The following is a 2,664-nucleotide window of genomic DNA, read 5'->3' on the forward strand; positions in this document are numbered from 1 at the left end:
TGCTGAGAGCGGCTTGTTGGTAGGGGTGTTGCGGAACGGTGGTAGGGCTGGATTCCGACTAGGTGGTAGGGCCGGGCCGCTGGCCCTGTTGGGGCCAGCGGCCGGGCTTCTAATCCGATCGACTACTCGTTGGCGCCATATGTGGCGCTTGCCAGGTGTTGGCGCATGTCGTAGTCGCCGAGTTCGATGCGCTGTCCGGCATTGAGTCTGCTGACCAGTGAGTCCGCGCCGATGGGGTCGGGTAGTTTCTTCACCCAGTAGGCGGCGGTTGTCTGGGAGACGATGATGGTCGGCAGTCTGCCGTCGCGGTCGAATATGATCTTGGTTAGGTCTTCTTGTCCGCGCTGGTTGATTCCTATGGTCAGGAAATCATCGAGGATGAGTACATCAATGTTTTGTAGCTTGCGCATTTTAGCTACATAGCGTTCATCTGCTGGCAGGAAGGCCCCTAATTCATCGACGAGCTGATCCAGCCGGTAGTACGCGACACTGTATTCAGCCTGGCAAGCAGCAATACCGATAGCGCAGGCGATGTAGGTTTTACCCGCACCGGTGGGCGCTAGGACGTGCACATTGGAAGGTTCGTCGCGCCAGGGTGTTGCGGCTAGTCGTTTGAGCTGGCGTAGATTCAACCCTCGTTCATCTGGGTTGATCAGCTCGGCGAGTGTTGCTCCCGGATAGCGGAATTTCGCCTGGGTGATGGCTTTTGCGATGTTGGTTTGCCGGCGCTTGGCCGCGGTTTCTTCCACGGCTTTGAGGAAGATTTCCTCCGGTAGAGCGGTGTTGGCGTCATCGGCGGCGACTAGGTCGAAAAAGATATCAGCGAAGGTGGAAAGACGCAGTTTACGCAGTGTAGCTCGGATGTCATCGTCAAGGTTGATGGTGGTCATGATGGTCTAGGCCTCCTTCTTCGGGATGTCGTAGTGGCTGGCTGGGCGCAGGAATACTGCATCAGGGATTGCGGTGATATCCACAATGCGCGACTGGGCGTGATCGGCCTGGACGGCTGGCGTTTGGTTGAGGGTGTGACCGTTGCGGGCGATGTCGGCCTGAATCCGCGCGATGACCTGCATGTTGGGTGCCAGGCTATGGTCAATGACTTGCTGGCAGGCAGGCTCAAGCGTGGTCTTGTTGTGCTTGTTGCCCAGCTTGACGAGCACGTTGCGGGCAGTGTGTAGCCCGCGGGGTACGGCTTTGGCGTTGCGTTCCAAAATTGAGGAGACGACCTTGGCCGTTGCCGGCCCAAATGATGATGCTCGAGCAAGCAGCTCGTCACGGGTAAGAGGTTTGACCCCGGCAATGTCCTTATCCGGGGTATGGGCTGGGTCAGTGCAATAGCGGTACTTGAACCCGTGCATACGTGAGTGCTCTGCGACTAGGTCGTCGCCGTCGAAGATGCTCACCAGGCTGTTGGTCAGCCGTGCCCGCAGGGTTTTGCCGATGTATTGGAACGGCACTGAGTAGTACTGGTAGTCGCAGCAGATGTGCCAGTTACGGTCGACTTTGACGTTTCGCCAGGACACTTCCGTAAACGGGGTATCTGGTAAGTCACGCATCATGGGCGCTTCATCAGCATCAAACAACTCTTTACGGGTTATCCCATCGGGCCTAGGCATATTCATGTTGATGTCGTCGACGCGCTGGGCGATAGCCTCATTGAGTTCATCAAGACTGTAGAAAGTGATCCCATCGAAGTAGCCGAGGATGCGCGAGTAGACGAGTTGGACGGCGCGTTCCACAGCGGCCTTATCCCGAGGTTTTCCAGGTCGGGCCGGTACGAGCAGGATGTCGTAGTAGTCGGCGAAGTCCGCGTAGCGTTGTTGAATGCGCCGGCCGGGCTTGTTCTTCACCGGCCGATAAGTCGCGGTCGGTGCGTTGTCAGGAACGATGATGCCAGGGCATTTACCGAGGTAGTCTAAGGCTTTCACATGGCAGGAAATCCAGTTGTCCATCTTCTCGTTAGCTGTTGCTGTCACAAACAACAGTGAAGAATAGGGGCAGATGGCCACGAATAAGCTGGCTTTCATGCCGACTTCACCGATGGCCTTGTCAATGATGGAAACCTTGTCGCCGGCCCAGTCGACATAGAGTTCCTGGCCTGGCTCGTGTTCGATAATCGAGGTCATTCCAGTGGTGCGGATGTGGGTGCGCAGGCGTTCGCAAAACTGGGAGTACTGATACTTCGACTCGCCTTCACCGACAGGTGCAGCAACGTAGTCCAGCCAGAGCTTGTGGCGGGTCAAGTGCTTGTTATTGGCTAGTCGCTTGGCGAGCTTTTCGAAGTCTGGCTGGTCGTAGCGCTTGCGACGGGCCCCGCGATGGTCGCTGAAGTGCTCGTCGAAGAATGATGGATCCAGCTGAGCAAACGACTCCTTGGTGATGCTCAGGTCCGCAATCAGTGTCTTGGTTTTGGCAATATCCCGGTTGGAACATCCCAACGCCGCAGAGATGGCAGCATAGCTTCCCCCGTCCAAACACATCGCCATGATGTCTTTGAAGTTGGCCATGAAAGGCCCTCCTTAAGGTCATGAAAGGTGATGACGCGCCGGCACAAGTTGTGCCAACGCCACCTATACAATGACCGAAAACAGAGAGCCCTACCATCTATCCGGAAAACCCCGACCAACTACGCGGATTGCCCCTACCAACTACGCCGAAACGGCA

The 2,664-nt window shown here is 56.6% G+C and carries 2 protein-coding genes; both read right to left on the reverse strand.

The features are described 5' to 3' along the window. Positions 1 to 122 precede the first annotated feature (122 nt). Positions 123 to 890: an ATP-binding protein gene (locus HMPREF3158_RS04315; protein WP_062034988.1), complete on the reverse strand. Its 768-nt coding sequence runs from the start codon at positions 888 to 890 to the stop codon at positions 123 to 125. A 6-nt stretch (positions 891 to 896) separates the two neighbouring features. Continuing rightward, a complete protein-coding gene (istA, locus tag HMPREF3158_RS04320) occupies positions 897 to 2,507 on the reverse strand; it encodes an IS21 family transposase (protein ID WP_062035370.1) in 1,611 nt (536 codons plus the stop codon). Positions 2,508 to 2,664 lie beyond the last annotated feature (157 nt).

It is taken from the genome of Corynebacterium sp. HMSC06G04 (assembly GCF_001807365.1).
In the GTDB taxonomy this organism is placed as follows: Bacteria; Actinomycetota; Actinomycetes; order Mycobacteriales; family Mycobacteriaceae; genus Corynebacterium; species Corynebacterium simulans.

What these genes read in the sequence shown, in the direction of transcription:
- istA (WP_062035370.1), bottom strand. Translation starts at nt 2,507, where the DNA reads ATGGCCAACTTCAAAGACATCATGGCGATGTGTTTGGACGGGGGAAGC.
- HMPREF3158_RS04315 (WP_062034988.1), bottom strand. Translation starts at nt 890, where the DNA reads ATGACCACCATCAACCTTGACGATGACATCCGAGCTACACTGCGTAAA.